The organism is Acrocarpospora macrocephala (assembly GCF_009687865.1).
In the GTDB taxonomy this organism is placed as follows: Bacteria; Actinomycetota; Actinomycetes; order Streptosporangiales; family Streptosporangiaceae; genus Acrocarpospora; species Acrocarpospora macrocephala.
On sequence record NZ_BLAE01000070.1, the window covers coordinates 1 to 14,326 of the forward strand.

At 66.9% G+C, this 14,326-nt stretch carries 17 protein-coding genes; 11 read left to right on the forward strand and 6 right to left on the reverse strand.

What is annotated here, in order from left to right:
* Window positions 1–309 precede the first annotated feature (309 nt).
* The 3 genes from Amac_RS43210 to Amac_RS54115 all read right to left on the reverse strand — a co-directional run bounded on the left by Amac_RS43210 (window position 310) and on the right by Amac_RS54115 (window position 1,391).
* Window positions 310–762 carry a group II truncated hemoglobin gene (locus Amac_RS43210; protein ID WP_155360252.1) on the reverse strand — a complete coding sequence of 151 codons (453 nt, stop codon included), beginning with the start codon at window positions 760–762 and terminating at the stop codon, window positions 310–312.
* A gap of 96 nt (window positions 763–858) precedes the next feature.
* Window positions 859–1,143, reverse strand: coding sequence for a hypothetical protein (locus Amac_RS43215; RefSeq protein WP_155360253.1), 285 nt, complete (start codon window positions 1,141–1,143; stop codon window positions 859–861).
* A complete protein-coding gene (locus Amac_RS54115) occupies window positions 1,140–1,391 on the reverse strand; it encodes a cell division protein SepF (RefSeq protein WP_170322950.1) in 252 nt (83 codons plus the stop codon). The genes Amac_RS43215 and Amac_RS54115 overlap by 4 nt, the downstream gene beginning before the upstream one ends.
* Before the next feature lie 84 nt (window positions 1,392–1,475).
* Between Amac_RS54115 and Amac_RS43225 the strand changes: the two genes are divergently transcribed.
* Together Amac_RS43225 and Amac_RS43230 are read left to right on the forward strand one after the other, a co-directional pair.
* Window positions 1,476–1,985, forward strand: a complete 510-nt coding sequence (locus Amac_RS43225; RefSeq protein ID WP_218041643.1) for a GNAT family N-acetyltransferase — start codon at window positions 1,476–1,478, stop codon at window positions 1,983–1,985.
* Between the two features lie 236 nt (window positions 1,986–2,221).
* Entirely contained in the window at window positions 2,222–3,136 is a 915-nt protein-coding gene (locus tag Amac_RS43230) for an SDR family oxidoreductase (protein WP_155360256.1), read from the forward strand.
* Between the two features lie 592 nt (window positions 3,137–3,728).
* Here the strand turns inward: Amac_RS43230 and Amac_RS43235 are convergent.
* Window positions 3,729–3,941, reverse strand: coding sequence for a hypothetical protein (locus Amac_RS43235; protein WP_155360257.1), 213 nt, complete (start codon window positions 3,939–3,941; stop codon window positions 3,729–3,731).
* Between the two features lie 357 nt (window positions 3,942–4,298).
* Here Amac_RS43235 and Amac_RS43240 point away from each other — a divergent pair, with 357 nt between their 5' ends.
* From Amac_RS43240 to Amac_RS43265, 6 genes are all read left to right on the forward strand, one after another.
* Window positions 4,299–5,366, forward strand: a complete 1,068-nt coding sequence (locus Amac_RS43240; RefSeq protein ID WP_170322951.1) for an ATP-binding protein — start codon at window positions 4,299–4,301, stop codon at window positions 5,364–5,366.
* Complete coding sequence (locus Amac_RS43245) at window positions 5,363–6,472, forward strand: hypothetical protein (RefSeq protein ID WP_155360259.1); 1,110 nt, start codon at window positions 5,363–5,365, stop codon at window positions 6,470–6,472. The genes Amac_RS43240 and Amac_RS43245 overlap by 4 nt, the downstream gene beginning before the upstream one ends.
* Window positions 6,442–7,149, forward strand: a complete 708-nt coding sequence (locus Amac_RS43250; protein ID WP_246269071.1) for a response regulator — start codon at window positions 6,442–6,444, stop codon at window positions 7,147–7,149. The genes Amac_RS43245 and Amac_RS43250 overlap by 31 nt, the downstream gene beginning before the upstream one ends.
* A 52-nt stretch (window positions 7,150–7,201) precedes the next feature.
* Complete coding sequence (locus Amac_RS43255) at window positions 7,202–8,092, forward strand: LLM class flavin-dependent oxidoreductase (protein WP_155360260.1); 891 nt, start codon at window positions 7,202–7,204, stop codon at window positions 8,090–8,092.
* A 70-nt stretch (window positions 8,093–8,162) separates the two neighbouring features.
* Window positions 8,163–9,521 carry a TrpB-like pyridoxal phosphate-dependent enzyme gene (locus tag Amac_RS43260; RefSeq protein ID WP_155360261.1) on the forward strand — a complete coding sequence of 453 codons (1,359 nt, stop codon included), beginning with the start codon at window positions 8,163–8,165 and terminating at the stop codon, window positions 9,519–9,521.
* 89 nt (window positions 9,522–9,610) lie between these two features.
* Entirely contained in the window at window positions 9,611–11,347 is a 1,737-nt protein-coding gene (locus tag Amac_RS43265) for an ATP-binding SpoIIE family protein phosphatase (protein WP_155360262.1), read from the forward strand.
* A 3-nt stretch (window positions 11,348–11,350) separates the two neighbouring features.
* Here Amac_RS43265 and Amac_RS43270 read toward each other — a convergent pair whose 3' ends face one another.
* Complete coding sequence (locus tag Amac_RS43270; RefSeq protein ID WP_218041644.1) at window positions 11,351–11,743, reverse strand: DUF7144 family membrane protein; 393 nt, start codon at window positions 11,741–11,743, stop codon at window positions 11,351–11,353.
* Window positions 11,744–12,430: 687 nt separating this feature from the next.
* Here Amac_RS43270 and Amac_RS43275 point away from each other — a divergent pair.
* Window positions 12,431–13,000 carry a TIGR03086 family metal-binding protein gene (locus Amac_RS43275; RefSeq protein ID WP_155360263.1) on the forward strand — a complete coding sequence of 190 codons (570 nt, stop codon included), beginning with the start codon at window positions 12,431–12,433 and terminating at the stop codon, window positions 12,998–13,000.
* A 50-nt stretch (window positions 13,001–13,050) separates the two neighbouring features.
* Here the strand turns inward: Amac_RS43275 and Amac_RS58210 are convergent, their stop codons facing one another.
* A complete protein-coding gene (locus tag Amac_RS58210) occupies window positions 13,051–13,128 on the reverse strand; it encodes a 50S ribosomal protein bL37 (protein ID WP_373315687.1) in 78 nt (25 codons plus the stop codon).
* Between the two features lie 138 nt (window positions 13,129–13,266).
* On the opposite strand from Amac_RS58210, the gene Amac_RS43280 reads away from it, so the two are divergent.
* Window positions 13,267–14,073 (forward strand): DeoR/GlpR family DNA-binding transcription regulator, encoded by an 807-nt coding sequence (locus tag Amac_RS43280; protein ID WP_155360264.1) that lies wholly within the window; start codon window positions 13,267–13,269, stop codon window positions 14,071–14,073.
* Window positions 14,070–14,240, forward strand: coding sequence for a hypothetical protein (locus tag Amac_RS43285; RefSeq protein WP_155360265.1), 171 nt, complete (start codon window positions 14,070–14,072; stop codon window positions 14,238–14,240). Before Amac_RS43280 ends, Amac_RS43285 begins: the two co-directional genes overlap by 4 nt.
* The last annotated feature ends 86 nt before the right edge of the window (window positions 14,241–14,326 follow it).

Below are 14,326 nucleotides of genomic sequence, written 5' to 3' on the forward strand. Positions count from 1 at the left end.
TGTGGCGGGTCAGGCATGGGCAGGTCCGCCATCTCCTCTCGGAGGCGAGCTCCGAGAGGGGCGTCTCGACAGAACTCACCGCTTATCTGCAGTACCGCGTACCACTCGTGAAGCACCGCACGAATCTTCAGCGCGGTATCAGATTGCTCGCTCATGGCGCAGCGCAACCTCCCGTTCCTGCCGATTGCCTTCAGTCTGCCCCCGGCGGGATGTAGGGCAATGGCGATTCGAACCATTCCAAACTGGCTACGCGAGTTTGATTCGCACGAAAGGCCAGGTCAACCGATACAGAAAGCCTGCCTTCGTGATCTAGCCGGGCTGATCAGGTTCATTCCATGTCCAAAGTGGGACGTCGCGCAGTGGGTGGAGCTCCTCGTCGGTGGTTGCGCGGGAGTTCTGCTGGGCCACTCGTGAGCCGAACTCCAGATGTTCGCGTACCGCCTCGCGGAACGGCTCGTCGTCGGGCAGTCCGGCCTCGTCGAGGGCCTCCAGGTACAGCTCCACGAAACGCTCGCGCTGCTCGTCGGAGATGTCGAGGTGGCGGTGCACCTGGATGAGGTAATCGAAGCCCAGTTCGCGGGTGAAGCGGTCGGGGCCGCCGAAGGACTCGGCCGTGAACCAGGTCAGATGATCGACATGAGTGGCTCGACGCTCCGGAAACAGCTTCTTCAGCAGGGGGTCGTCGAGGACCTTCACGTAGAAGATCTCTTCGAGCCTGTGCAACGCCTCGTCGCCGCCTGCGTGCGAGTACAGACTGGTCATGCACCCACCTTCATGGTCACTCACGAGGATGTACAGCCCACCGACCACCAAGGTTCGGGCGAACGGCATCTGTACGCAGGAGTGATCGGCTGCTGGTCAGCTCATCTTGCCGAGATAGCTCGTGTTCGTACGGCCCGCGACGGCGACATCGTGAATGTCCTCACGCAAACGCTGGACGAACTCGGGTCCCCGCCAATCGTCCCCGGCCCAGTGCACGCCAACCACCACAATGAACTGGGCGGCTTCCCGGGCTCCTTCGAGCCTGGTCACCACGTAGTAGACGTCGTCATGGCGTTGGTCGTAACTCTCGAATGTCGCCGTCCAGGACGCTTCCGCGTCGATCGCCGTCGGTTCGCGGAACTCGGGCCACGTGAAAGTCACCGCGACGATTCGGCGGGAGCAGTTGGGCGGTTGCTCCTGCCGTAGGGCATGAGCAGGAATACCTTGGGCGACAGGCGGTCCATGTCGCCACCCCGGCCGAACACCAGACCGGCCGCGAAATCCACGAACTGCCTGGCCTCGCTGTCCGCTAGCCGGCTGAGGTCCATCACCACGGGGACGCCGGTACGGAAGAAATGTCCGACATAGAGCGCTTCAGCGTAGTCCTTGGGGCACAGAGTCTTGACCATCGCACCAGTTTCCCCGTCGCATGGCCCCGGTGACCAGCGGGCGGTGGAGCGATTCTGTCGGACCCCGTGGCTAGGGTGGGCGACGTGCTGAGTGACGATGGGGCCGTGACGGTGCGCTCCGCGACCTGGGAGGACGCGGAGGCGGTGGCGAAGATCTGGATCGACGGGTGGCGAGACGCGCATTTAGGACATGTTCCCGATGAGCTTGTCGCCGTGCGCACCGAGGAGTCTTTCGGGGTGCGTGCGTCGCAACGTGTGGCCGACACCACGGTCGCGACGGTCAACGAGGTGGTGGCGGGGTTCGTCATGGTGGTCGGGGACGAGGTCGAACAGGTCTACGTGTCGAAAAAGCATCGGGGAACCAGCGTGGCCACCATTCTCCTGACCGAAGCCGAACGGCTTGTGGCGGCGAACGGTCACCGAAAAGCCTGGCTGGCCGTAGTCGCCGGGAACCCGCGAGCGCGAAGGTTCTATGAACGCAACGGCTGGACCGACGAAGGTTCCTTTGAATACGCAGCCTCCACCGCCAGCGGATCCGTCATCGTCCCCACCCACCGCTACATCAAGGAACTCCCCGGCCAAACAAGCCGCTGACCCGCAGTCCGTCATCGTTCCCACCCACCGGAACATCCCCACCGAACAAATCACTGACCAACGGCTCCGCTGTCATTCCTCATCACCAATACGCAAAGGGAACTCTTCATGAGCTAGCCACGGGCAAGCTGCTGACCGTCATCGTTCCCACCCACCGGAGCATCCTGACCGAGCAAATCACTGGCCAGCGGGTTCGTCGTCATTCCTCATCACCACTGCATAGGGGGACTCACTTTATGAGCAAGCCACTGGCGGGAAAGGTCGCGCTGGTCGCCGGAGCTACTCGCGGTGCCGGCCGGGGTATCGCCGTGGAGTTGGGTGCGGCGGGAGCACTGGTCTATGTGACCGGCCGCAGCACCAGGAGCCAGCGTTCCGAAATCGATCGTCCGGAAACCATCGAGGAAACGGCCGAGTTGGTCACCGCCGCCGGCGGGCAGGGCATCCCCGTTCAAGTGGACCATCTGGATTCCGATCAGGTCCGGGCCCTGGGCGAACGCATCGACGCGGAACAGGGCCGCCTCGACATCCTGGTCAACAACATCTGGGGCGGCGAACAGATGTTCAGCTGGGATCAGTCCCTCTGGGAGCACTCACTGGACAAAGGGCTCCGCGTCCTGCGCCTGGCCATCGACACCCACATCATCACCAGCCACCACGCGCTCCCCCTGCTCATCAAGAACCCAGGTGGCCTAGTCATCGAAGTAACCGACGGCACCGCCGAATACAACACCAAGAACTACCGAATCTCCTTCTTCTACGACCTGGCCAAGAGCTCGGTAATCCGCATGGCCTTCGCCCAGTCCAAGGAACTCGCCCCGCACGGATCAACCGCCGTAGCGTTGACTCCTGGCTGGCTGCGCTCAGAACTGATGCTCGACCTCTTCGGCGTCACTGAGGAGACCTGGCAAGACGCCCTCAAACTCCAACCCCACTTCGCCATCTCCGAAACCCCGTCCTACGTCGGCCGGGCGGTCACCGCCCTCGCCGCCGACCCCGCCGTCTCCCGCTGGAACGGCCAGTCCCTCTCCAGCGGCCAACTGGCCCAGGTGTACGGTTTCACCGACCTCGACGGCAGCCAGCCCGACGCCTGGCGCTACCTCGTCGAAGTCCAGGACCCAGGCCTCCCCGCCGACGTAACGGGCTACCGCTGACATAGGCACTCGCGAGCACAAGAACTCCGCCCCAGGTACAAGGACATACTAAGGATCTATCTTCAGGCTCCGGACGAAGGAGAGTCTTCGAAGTTGGCCGGGGAACCGCTACCGGAGGCGCCTCGTATCAGCCCAGCGGGCCTCTGGCCGCGAACTTCGGTGTCGTCCTCACGCTGCCGGGCTCCCCGATCAAGTTCATAGAGCCTCGAAGAATGCGCCGAACTCTGCACGACCCCAACGAGTCATTCTCTTCGCCTGGATACGGAGCTCCGACAACACAGAGCTCCGATCCTGAAGGCGCCCTTCCTAAACGGCTGATACACCGAGGGTCAAGCGGACCCGGCGCCGCCGACCAATCCACATCGCCATGCTGCCGCCTCAAACCCATCGGCGGTTCGGACGGCGTGCTCGATGAGGCTCGCGTCATTGGCCAGGGAGTCCCCAAACGGGCCGCACGTGCAGATCCGGCGTGTCGACCTCCACGCGAACTCGGTTCCAGCCTCGGCGCGTTCGCCACGCTTCCCACCACGAACACGCTCGTGGCTCTGCCCCGGATACAGTGCTCGACCCCGAAGAGGTCCTTCAGTACTTGCTAGCGGAGGAAGGAGCGGGCCACGCGGGACGCGGTCTCGTGGTCGACGATCTTGGTGGTGCCGAGGAAGACGCGGACCAGGCTGCTGATCATGTTGGTGAGGGCGCTGATGTCGCCGCGGTCGACCCTGTCGTCGAACTGGGCGGCGATTCTGGGGTCGGTGACGCGGGCTGAGGCGATGGTCGCGCGGATGTCGCTTTCCGTTACGTGCATGCCGGGCCTCCTATCGCGGGCGGGAGCGGGTGCGCCAGGCCAGCAGCAGGGGCAGCGGCTGGTCCGCGCCCACGGCGAACCGTGCCTGGATCCAGGGTGGTCGTCTTTATTAGAAGGGGTGCCGCCTGATCTGCGATGACGGCTTTTCAGCTGACATTCGCCTGTTGCGATTGCGGCAAAACAGCCGGATACGGTCTCATGTTTAGCTGGGGGAGGCTTTACACTCGGACGGCGCTGACTGTCGTGGCGCCGATGAGTGGGTCTCTGATGGCACAGGGTGTTGGGTTGCTTGGCTCCGCGGGCCGAGCCCCGGCGTGGGTCGCACTGAATCGGGTGACCGCGCGGTGCGCTTCCGGCATGCGCGGCATCACCGGCTTCGTGGCGGGGATCGCGGGCCTGCTGAGCATCGCCCCTCCGGTGGCGACGGAGTGGCTGCTTCCCGCGGTCGCGATCACCTTTGTCTGGACGGGGTTGTTCGCGTGGATCGCGTGGCGGTGGGGGCTCGCCGTCTGGCTGGTGACCGGCGAGATCCTGCTCACCACCGTCTTATGCCTGCTGCAAGACCGTCTGGTGGCGGCGGAACTCCTGGCGGGCGGCGCCAGCTGGATCGCCGGGGTGGTCACCATGACCATTGTCGTCGTGAGCCTGGCGTGGCCTCCGCTCGCGGCCGTCCTGGGCGGGCTGGTGGTCGCGGTGGCTCATCTGGTGGGAGCCCAGGCGGCGGGGGTGGCGGACGGCGGGTACACGGCCGCCGGGATCAACATCGTGCAGATCGGCGCCACGGCGGTGCTGGCCACGCTGCTCAGGAGCGCGGCCCGCGCCGCGGACAAGCAGCTCTCCCAGCTTCGCGACTTCGAGCAGCGAGCCACCATCGAGCAGGAGCGCCGGACCGACGAACGCCTGCAGAACAGCCGCATGCACGGCAGCTTCCTGGCCACCCTGATGGTCATCGGCGCGGGCGGCATCCGCGCCACCTCTCCAATGCTTCGCGAGACGGCGGCGGCCCAGCTGTTGGAACTCGAGCGAATCGCCCAGACCACCGAGCCGCGCACCGCGTTCGTCGCCCTGGATCAGCGTGTTCACGAGGTGGCCGCCCGCGCCGGACTCAAGGTCAAGGAGCACCTCTCCCCGTGCGCGGTCCCCTGGTTCGTCGCCGACGCGTTCACGGAGGCTGTCGCCGAGGCGCTGGCCAACGTGCTCCGGCATGCCCGTACCGAATCGGCGGAGGTGAGCCTGACCACCGACGACGGGCAGGTACGGATCGAGATCGTCGACCACGGAACCGGCTTCGACCGCGCCTCGGTCCCCGACCACCGTTACGGCATCCGCATCTCGATCATCGAGCGCCTGGAGGCGGTAGGCGGCACAGCGGACGTCACCTCCGACTCGCAGGGCACCCGCGTAGACCTTCGCTGGTCGCCATGACCGTCACCGATCCGGAGCTTCTTGTCGCGCAGCGGTACTCGCTGGCCAGCACGCGCGCCGCCGTGACCATCGTCGCCGCCTGGCATCTGGGCTCCGACCTTCCCTCCACCATCATCGGCTGGTCCACCTACCGCTGGCCGCTCCTGGCCCTGGCCGCCTGGATCCTCTACTCCGTCATCGGTGTGGCCGCTTCGGTGGTTCTGCTCAATCCCGGGCGGAAGCTTCCGTTCGGGCCGTGGCCGGCGGCGGTGCTGGCGCTCGTGGCGGACGCGGCGGTGATCATCGCCTGCCGTCCGGAGGCGGTGATGACGGCGGCGAACTGGGGCTGGGGCTCGGTGGGGTGGCTGGCGCTCATCCTGTTCTGGCCCAGGCGGACCTGGCCGCGGGATCTTGGTGTGTTCTTCCTGGCCAACGCCCTGGTGATGCTGGCCGGAATGGCGGTGGCGGACTCGCTGCACCAGGTCTGGATAGGCAAGTTCCTGGTGGTCCTGTTCGGCAGCATGGTGCTCCAGGCGGGGGCCAGCGCCGGGGCGCACGGCTTCGACCTGGCCGCTCGCTGGGCCGCCGACAATTCCCGCACCCTGGCGCGAGCCGAAGCCGCCCAGCGCGCCGCCGAGCAGGTGCACGCCGACCGGCTGCGGCGGTACGCCCAAGCCCGGCAGGCGGCCGCGCCCGTGCTGACCCGCCTGGCCGAGGGCGCGAACCCCAGCGATCCCGACGTACGGCACGCCTGCGCGGTCGCCGCCGCCCGGCTGCGCCGCCTGATCGCCGAAACCGACGACGCGCCCAACCCGCTGCTGCACACGCTGCGCGCGTGCGTCTTCGATATCGAGAAGCGCGGCGTCGTCGTCCACCTGCTCACCGCCGGAACCGTGCCGCCCATCCCCTTGGAGGTACGGCAAGCGCTGATCGAAGCCCCCTTGGAAGCCCTGGCCCGAGCCCGCACCCAAGCCCGCGTAACATTGGTCGCCACGGCGAACCAGGTGATCATCAGTGTGCTGTCGGACGCCGAGGAGTTCGTGTTGCCCGCACCCGATGGCGTACAGGTCGCGACGCAGGTCGAAGGAGGACTGCTGTGGATCGAGAGCGGCTGGACCGCCCCGTGAAGCTCGCCGTGGTCGAGGACCTGCCGGTGGTGCTCGCGGGCGTGCGTTCCTGGGTCGCCGCGGATCCGCAGAAACGCGTCGAGATCATCGCGAGTGGGGACACGCTGGAGGCCGTACTCGATGGGCCTGGCGCGGACGCGGATGTGATCCTGCTCGATCTGGAGCTCAACGGGGTTCTCATGATCGGGCGGATTCCGGAGCTGTGCGCGCAGGGGCGGCGGGTGGTGGTCTACTCGGTGCACGAGGACGAGGAGACCGTGCTCAATGTCCTCAAAGCGGGTGCCGCCACCTTCATCACGAAAGGTGAGAGCGCCGAGCACTGCCTGGAGACCATCGTCGCCGTCGCGTGGGATCGGCCTTACGTCACGCCCACGATGGCGGGAGCTCTGGTGGTCGCCGATGCCAGCACGGCGCGCCCGATGTTGTCCGCCCGGGAGAGGGAAGCGCTGCTGCTCTGGTTCCAGGGCATGAACAAGCAGTCGGTCGCCACCCGGATGGGCATTTCGGAGGCGACGGTCAAGCAGTACATCGAGCGGGCCCGCATCAAGTACGCGAGCACCGGCCGGGCCGCGCCCACCAAGACCACGCTGCTGGCCCGCGCCATCCAGGACGGCCTCATCACCCCGGCTGACATCATCGAATACCAATCCCGGGCCGCGGAGGGCGGGCAGAGCTAGGGGAGCAGACCGAGCCCGGAACAATACGTGCGATGAAGGGGTTCTCGCGGTCATGGCAGATTATGGGCGAGACGTGCGGTTCGGCTACTTTCTTGTCCCCAACGCGGACGACCCCCTGCTGGAGACCGCGCAGACCGCCGAACGTCTCGGCCTGGACCTGATCGGCGTCCAGGATCATCCCTACCAGCGGCGATATGTCGACACCTGGACGCTCCTCAGCATGATCGCCGCCACCACCCAACGAATCACCGTATTTCCGGACGTGGCATGCCTGCCCCTGCGCCCGCCCGCCGTCCTGGCCAAGTCCGCCGCCAGCCTCGACCTGCTCAGCGGCGGCCGCCTCGAACTCGGCCTGGGCGCGGGCGCCTTCTGGGAAGCCATCACCGCGTACGGCGGCGCCGCCCGAACCCCCAAACACGCCATCGACGCGCTCACCGAGGCGATCCAGGTCATCAGAAAGATCTGGAGCGGCGAACCCAACCTGCGCTTCACCGGCGAGCACTACCACCTGACCGGCGCCAAATCCGGCCCGATCCCCGCCCACCCCATCGGAATCTGGCTGGGCGCGGCAGGCCCCCGGGCGCTGGCCCTCACCGGCAGAACCGCCAACGGCTGGCTCCCCTCCTCCGGCTGGGCGCCCCCGTCCCGCCTCCCCGAACTCCACGACCGCATCGACACCGCCGCCGCCAAAGCGGGCCGCGACCCCGCCGACATCCGCCGCCTCTACAACGTCAACGGCACCATCACCGACGGCCCCTCCGAAGGTTTCCTCCGCGGCCCCGCCTCCCAGTGGGCCGACGAACTCACCGACCTGGCGCTCGCGTACGGCATGGACTCCTTCATCTTCTGGGGCGAAGGTGACCAGCTCACGCAACTCCATCGCTTCGCCGAGGATGTAGTCCCTTTGGTCCGCGAACGGGTGAAGGAAGAACGCCAAGGCTAGATTGCAAATGGATGAGGGAGGCGGAGACTGGGAGGGGTCGGACCACTCCCCGTCGTTGTGGAGGGCGTTAATGGCCGAGCCCACCAGGGTTCTTCTCGACGAGTCGCGAATCCCCCGTAACTGGTACAACATCGTCGCCGATCTTCCGGTGGCACCGCCACCGCCGTTACATCCCGGAACGCTGCAACCCCTAGGGCCGGACGATCTGGCCCCTCTTTTCCCCATGGACCTGATTTCCCAGGAAGTCAGCCACCATCGGTTCATTCAGATTCCCGAGGACGTGCTGGAGGTTTACCGGCTCTGGCGGCCGACGCCGCTGATCCGGGCCCGGCGGCTGGAGAAGAGCCTGGGAACTCCGGCGCGGATCTACTACAAGTACGAAGGCGGGTCCCCCGCCGGATCGCACAAACCGAACACCGCCGTGCCGCAGGCGTACTACAACGCCAAGCAGGGCGTGCGCCGCCTGACCACCGAGACGGGCGCGGGCCAGTGGGGCTCGGCCCTCGCCTTCGCCTGCGCCCAGTACGGCGTGGAATGCGAAATCTGGATGGTCCGCGCGTCCTACGACCAGAAGCCGTACCGGCGTTCACTGATGGGCGTCTACGGCGCGAAGGTGCACGCCAGCCCGTCCCCCGTCACGAGCGCGGGCAACAAGATCCTCGCCGAGTTCCCCGACTCCCCCGGCAGCCTCGGAATCGCCATCAGCGAGGCCGTGGAGATCGCGGGACAGCACGACGACACCCGCTACGCCCTGGGTTCGGTCCTCAATCATGTCCTCACCCACCAGACGGTGATCGGCGAGGAGGCCATCGAGCAGCTTGCCGCCTTCGGCGAAACCCCGGACGTCATCGTCGGCTGCACCGGCGGAGGCTCCAACTTCGCGGGCCTGACCTTCCCCTTCTTCCGCGAAAAGCTCGCCGGCCGGATGAACCCCACCATCCGCGCCGTCGAACCCGCGGCCTGCCCGACGTTCACCCGGGGCACCTACGCGTACGACTTCGGCGACACCGCCGGCTTCACCCCGCTCCTCAAGATGCACACGCTCGGCCACGACTTCGTGCCCGACCCGATCCACGCGGGCGGCCTGCGCTACCACGGCATGGCGCCCCTGCTGTCCCACATGTACGAGCTCGGCATGTTCGAAGCCACCGCCATGGGCCAGCGGGAATGCTTCGAGGCGGGGGTGCGATTCGCCCGTACCGAGGGGATCGTCCCGGCCCCGGAACCGACGCACGCGCTGGCCGAGACGATCGCGGAGGCGGTGCGGTGCCGCGAGAGCGGCGAGGAGAAGGTGATTCTGACCGCGCTGTGCGGCCATGGGCACTTTGATCTGGCGGCCTATGACCGTTATCTGGCCGGGGAGATGGACGACTTCGCTCTCACACAGGAACGAATCGACCAGGCACTGGCCACTTTGCCGAGGGTCTGACAAGATACGGCTCCCGCCGTGTGCGGGAGCCGTACAGTCTGGCAAAAAGCCTGAAATGCGTCGGAGCTCCTAATTACCATTCTGGAGAGATGAACCGGAACAGCGTGATCAAGGACCCCGTGCCCGGGGACCGGGCCGAATGGCGGCGCCGGAGTGCCAGTTCCGCGCATGAGCGGCTGGCATTCCTCAATGAGGCCAGCCGCCGGATCGGCAGCACGCTCGATCTCGCCGAAACCGGCCGCGAACTGATGGACGTGACCGTGCCGCGCTTCGCGGACACCGCCGCGATCATGGTGCAGGACCGGCTGGTCATCGACGGCGAGTTCCCCTCCCGCGCGGCCGACGGGTCCGCGCTGGTACGGCGGGTCGCCATCGGCGTGGCCGAGGAGAGCGCCGACGACTGGACGGAGGCCTTCCCCGTCGGGGAGGTGATGGTTTACCCCGCCACGCTGCCACACGCGCAGTGCATGGCCACCAGCAAGACGATCATGTATCCGGAGCTGGACGAGGAGACCGCGCGCCTGATCGGCGCCAGCCTGGACCGCGAAGTGGTCACCAAGCTGCTCTCCGGCGGCTCGTTCCTGGCGGTGCCGCTGCGCGCCCGGGGCCGGGTGCTCGGCTGCGCGGTGTTCACCCGCAGGCCGGGCGGCCAGGCGTTCGAGGAGCAGGACGTCGCGGTCGCCGAGGAACTGGCCGCCAGGACCGCCGTCTGCGTCGACAACGCCCGCCTCTACACCCGCGAACGCCGGACCGCGCTGACCCTGCAGAGCAGCCTGCTCCCGGCCGACCTGCACCAGCCGCTGGGCATGGACATCGCCACCCGTTACCTGCCGGCCAGCGACCTGATGGGCGTCGGCGGCGACTGGTTCGACGTGATCCCGCTGCCGGGCTGCCGGGCCGCGCTGGTGGTCGGCGACGTGATGGGCCACGGCACCAGGGCGGCGGCCACCATGGGCCAGCTGCGCACCGCCGCCCGCACGCTGGCCAGCCTCGACCTGCCCCCGGACGAGTTACTGTTCCGGCTGAGCCGGATGAGCCAGGACCTGGACCCGACCCAGATCGCGACCTGCGTGTACGCGGTGTACGACCCGGTCACCCGCGCCTGCGCGATCGCCCGGGCCGGGCACATGCCGCCGGTGCTGATCCACGACGACGGCGCCACCGAGATCATCGATCTGCCCGCCTGCCTGCCGCTCGGCATCGGCAACGAGCCGATGGAGATGCGGGAGATGATCCTCCCGGCCGGGAGCGTGCTGGCCCTCTACACCGACGGCCTGGTGGAGAGCCGGGCCAGGGACATCGACGAGGGCATCACCGCGTTGCGCCGGCTGCTGTCGATCCAGCGTGGCGACCTCGAGGAGATGTGCGACGTCACGATCAGCAGTCAGCGGCCCGGGGACGAGCGGGACGACATCGCGCTGCTGCTGGCCCGGGTGCACGAGCTGGCCCCGGATGAGACGGCGTTCTGCGCGCTGCCCGCCGATCCCCGCTTCGTCGGGCATTCCCGCAGGTTCGTCCGGGCCACGCTGAACGCGTGGGGTCTTGGCGGTGTGGTGGACACCACCGAGCTGATCGTGAGCGAGCTGGTCACCAACGCGCTCAAGCACGGCTGGCCGCCGATCGAGCTGCGGCTGCTGCGCGGCCGCGGGCGGACCCTGGTCTGCGAGGTCTCCGACGGTTCCCCGACCCCGCCCGCGGTGCGCGCCCCGACCTCGGAGGACGACACCGGGCGAGGTCTCCAGCTGATCAAGCGGCTGACCTACCGCTGGGGGACTCGCCCGACCCCGGTCGGCAAGATCGTCTGGGTGGAGCTGCGGCTGCCATAGGTTTCAGGCTACGGAGCCTCTGGGTGGGACGACCAGCGCGTAGATGACGAACAGGCTCAGCGCGATGGAGATGATCGACCAGAGCGGGAACGCCGCGGCGAACGCGAACTGGCCGAGCATGGCGAGCCCGGCCATGATGATTCCCAGGGTGCGTGCCCACATCTTCCCGGCGAGGATCCCGAATCCGGCGGCGAGCTGGAGGATGCCGATGATCAGCCAGATCACGCCCCAGGCGGTGAAGTTCCAGAGCAGGATGTGGCTGTAGTAGCTGCTGCGGAAGAGCGAGACGAGCCCGCCGATGATGTTGAAGAGTCCTACCGTGATGCCGATGATCCCGGCGAAGCCGAGCCAGTTGGAGTGCGTCGACGGCATCCGTCCGGGCGATGCGGTGGTCACGAGTTACCTCCCAGTCGAATCGAGGGACTCTTCACCATAGGCACATAAATGGGCTTATCTCATTATTTCTGGCACAAAAATGGCGGGGTATTTATTTCCTTTACGGCGAAATGACTGTTCATCGAGTGCCATTAGGTATTTCGCGGTGTACGAATCGTTCGGGGGAAATGGGGAGTTCAGGGCGTTGCTGCTCATGTAACGACAGCCCTGGTGGATCGATCCAGCCTCTCTGGAACGTTGCGTCTCGTGATCATGTTGCCCTTGGCCGGCGCGATCTCCGGTCCGGTGGTCTGGAAGTTTCCTAGGTGCCGGACCCTCGTGATCATGTTGCCTTTGGCCAACGCAATCGCCGGTCCGCTGGTCTTTCCTGGGTGCCGGACCCGGCTGCCAAGCCGGGCGCGGTTCCCCAGTTTCCGCTGGGTGGCTTGATTCTCGGCCTGCGGGCGCGATCGGCGGGTCGCCCTGGCTGGTCAAGGCTCCAGCCGAATGCGGCGATATCCTCCGATCTGGCCAAGTCGCGGACGATCGGGGCGGTCCCCGAGCCAGAGCAGGGCGATCAGTGTGGTGGCCTGATCACGCCCAGCTCAGCTCGGCATTGGCTGACATCCCCGCTGATCTCGGGCTTGCCGTCCATGGTGGTCCAGGAGGGAAATGACGGGAACGCTTCGACGAGTTAACGTCAGAAGGGTGAGCATCGATATCAGAGACGCCTACCGGCGGGCCCTCGATGCCTTCGGTCAGCGCGTCCACCTTATTAAGGCCGACCAGTGGGAGGTCATCACGCCGTGCGTGGACTGGAATGTCCGCGCGCTGGTCAACCATCTCGTGAACGAGAGCCTGTGGGCGCCTGAGCTGCTCGCGGGCCGTACTGTCGGGGAGGTCGGCGACGTCTTCGACGGCGACCTGCTGGGCGATGATCCGATCAAGGCGTTCGACACGGCCGCGCACGAGGCCGTGCAGGCGTCCGCCTCGGCGGGCGCGCTGACCCGGGTCGTGCACCTGTCGTTCGGGGACGTGCCGGGCGAGGAGTACATCACCGAGCTGTTCGCGGACGCGCTCATCCACACCTGGGACCTGTCCCAGGCGATCGGCGTCGTCGACCGGCTCGATCCGGAACTGGTCGACGCCTGCGCGACATGGTTCGCGGGTGCGGAGGAGGCCTACCGGCAGTCAGGCGTTATAGGAGAACACGCCGAGGTACCCGCCGAGGCCGACCCCCAGACCCGTTTACTGGCCGCATGGGGCCGCCGCGCTTAGGAGCGCCTAACAGTCCGAGCCGCGTTCGTGCGCTTGTGGCCGCTTGGGCGTCAGCGGCCGGTGGGGCGCTTGCCGTGGTTGGCCTTCTTCTTCTTGCGTGCCTTCGACTTGCGCTGGCGCTTACCCATGGGTGAGTCCTTTCGCTCGTCGTGACATATGACGACACTCTCCTCCGGAGGACGTACCCCGACAAGACCCCATGCCTGTCATCATGATTCAACATTGGATGTGCCATAATTTGTTGAAATCTGTTGATAGGAGGGGTGATGCTGGCGCAGCAACGGCAGCAGGCGATCCTCGAACGGGTTCGCCGGACCGGTGGCGTGCGGGTCGCCGACCTGGTCCGCGACCTCGGGGTCTCCGACATGACGATCCGGCGTGACCTGGAGGTCCTGGCCGAACGTGGCCTGCTGGAGAAGGTGCACGGCGGCGCCACCGTCGCCGGTCCCGGCTCCACCGAAGAGCCCGGCTTCGCCGCCAAGTCGGTACGGCAACAGCAGGAGAAGGAGGCCATCGCCCGGCACGCGGCCCACCTGATCCGCCCCGGCAGCTCGGTCGCCCTCTCCGCCGGGACCACCACCTGGACGTTCGCCCACCACCTGGTCGACGTGCCCGAACTGACCGTGATCACCAACTCCCTCCAGGTCGCCGACGTCTTCCACCGCGCCGGCCGCCCCGACCAGACGATCATTCTGGTCGGCGGGGTACGGACTCCGTCCGACGCCCTCGTCGGCCCGGTCGCCGTGGCCGCCATCCGCTCCCTCAACGTGGACGTGCTGGTCCTGGGCGTACACGGGATGAGCCTGCGGGCCGGATTCACCACCCCGAACCTGCTGGAGGCCGAGACCGACCGCGAACTCGTGGCCGCCGCCCAGCAACTGGTCGTCCTCGCCGACCACACCAAATGGGGCACGATCGGCATCAGCAGCATCGCCCGCCTGGACCAGGCCCACGTCGTGGTCACCGACACCGGCCTCCCCGAACCGGCCAGAGCCGAACTGGCCGACCAGGTCGGCGAACTCATCGTCGCGGGAAGCGCCCAGAACGAGGTCACCCAGAAGGAGGCGCTGTGAAGAAGACCGCACTCCATGTCACCTCAGGGCGAAACCTCCTGGGAGAGGGTGCCGTGAAGAAGATCATCACCCCTCTCGGCACAGCACAAAACCTCCCAAAGAGCGCCGCGAACAAGACCATCAACCACCTCGCCTCAGGACGAGTCCTCCTGAGAGAGGTGCCATGAAGAAGCCCATCGTCCCTCTCGCCGCAGCACAGAACCTCCCAAAGGCCGCCGCGAAGAAGACCGTCAACCACCTCGCCTCAGGACGA

Coding starts and splice junctions, on each gene's coding strand:
- Amac_RS43210 (WP_155360252.1), bottom strand. CDS start 762: ATGACCAGTCTGTACTCGCACGCAGGCGGCGACGAGGCGTTGCACAGG.
- Amac_RS54115 (WP_170322950.1), bottom strand. CDS start 1,391: ATGGTCAAGACTCTGTGCCCCAAGGACTACGCTGAAGCGCTCTATGTC.
- Amac_RS43230 (WP_155360256.1), top strand. CDS start 2,222: ATGAGCAAGCCACTGGCGGGAAAGGTCGCGCTGGTCGCCGGAGCTACT.
- Amac_RS43235 (WP_155360257.1), bottom strand. CDS start 3,941: ATGCACGTAACGGAAAGCGACATCCGCGCGACCATCGCCTCAGCCCGC.
- Amac_RS43240 (WP_170322951.1), top strand. CDS start 4,299: ATGCGCGGCATCACCGGCTTCGTGGCGGGGATCGCGGGCCTGCTGAGC.
- Amac_RS43245 (WP_155360259.1), top strand. CDS start 5,363: ATGACCGTCACCGATCCGGAGCTTCTTGTCGCGCAGCGGTACTCGCTG.
- Amac_RS43255 (WP_155360260.1), top strand. CDS start 7,202: ATGGCAGATTATGGGCGAGACGTGCGGTTCGGCTACTTTCTTGTCCCC.
- Amac_RS43260 (WP_155360261.1), top strand. CDS start 8,163: ATGGCCGAGCCCACCAGGGTTCTTCTCGACGAGTCGCGAATCCCCCGT.
- Amac_RS43265 (WP_155360262.1), top strand. CDS start 9,611: ATGAACCGGAACAGCGTGATCAAGGACCCCGTGCCCGGGGACCGGGCC.
- Amac_RS58210 (WP_373315687.1), bottom strand. CDS start 13,128: ATGGGTAAGCGCCAGCGCAAGTCGAAGGCACGCAAGAAGAAGAAGGCC.
- Amac_RS43280 (WP_155360264.1), top strand. CDS start 13,267: ATGCTGGCGCAGCAACGGCAGCAGGCGATCCTCGAACGGGTTCGCCGG.